Raw genomic sequence first — 1,064 nt, 5'->3', positions numbered from 1 at the left:
ATTGAAAGGTTTCTTGATAAACAAATTCAATTTTGAAAGCACGATACGTACTTTCAGCTACGGCATTGTCATAAGGACAACCAGCCTGACTAAGCGAACGTGTGATTCCAAAGGCTTCCAATATTTCATCAATTAACTGATTATCAAACTCTTTGCCACGATCTGAATGGAACATCTTGACTTTGGTCAGGGCGTAAGGGATGCTTTGTATGGCTTGCTTAACGAGTTCAGCGGTCTTGTGCCAACCAAGAGACAGGCCGATGATTTCACGGTTGTATAGGTCAATGATGAGGCAAACATAAGCCCAACGATTGCCTACACGAACATAGGTTAAGTCAGTGACTAAGGCTTGTAGTGGTCTTTCTTGCTTAAATTGCCTGTCTAAGTGGTTGGGAATAGGGGCTTCATTCTTGCCTCTAGAATGTGGTTTGAAGGTGGCTTTCTGATAAACAGAAACCAAATTGAGTCGCTTCATAATGCGTCGAATCCGACGACGTGAAAGTGTGATACCTTCGTTATTCAAGCATATTTTGATTTTTCTGGATCCGTATCTAGACTCGCTATCGAGAAAAATTCTTTTAATAGTTTCTTCAAACTCCGTTTCAGATACTGACTCCACGGCTTGATAGTAATAACTTGAGCGTGGCATATTCAGCCAGCGACACATCTTTGAAATGCTGTATTTATCCTTATTAGCAGTGATTATTTCCCTTTTTGTGCCATAATCACCGCTGCTTGCTTTAGGATATCTAATTGCATTTCGAGTTCTTTATTGTGTTTTCTGAGTTCAATTAGCTCCCGCTGTTCATCTGTCAGATTATCAACAGACTTGAATGAACCAGTTGTTTTGGCTTGTCTAACCCACTTATCGAAGGTGGAAGGGGTTAGCTCATATTCCTTGATGAGACTGCTACGCTTTCTACCAACATTGTAAAGGTCAACAATTTGTTGCTTAAAATCATCGGTGAAGTGACGACGTACTTTTCTAGACATGGTTTTTCTCCAGTTTTTTTTTAAGTGTAGAACACTTTATAATTTCTGTCTAGTTTAGTGTAACCTATTCA

At 39.7% G+C, this 1,064-nt stretch carries 1 pseudogene; it reads right to left on the bottom strand.

Going from position 1 to position 1,064, the window contains the following annotated elements:
• A pseudogene (locus HMPREF2818_RS02725) lies at positions 1-993 on the bottom strand (IS3-like element ISSag2 family transposase); the annotation flags it as partial.
• Positions 994-1,064 lie beyond the last annotated feature (71 nt).

The sequence above is a fragment of the Streptococcus sp. HMSC076H09 genome (genome assembly GCF_001811765.1).
Classification (GTDB): domain Bacteria; phylum Bacillota; class Bacilli; order Lactobacillales; family Streptococcaceae; genus Streptococcus; species Streptococcus agalactiae.
The sequence above is the reverse complement of the archived record's forward strand: the minus strand, read 5'-3'. Positions and strand labels throughout refer to the sequence as shown.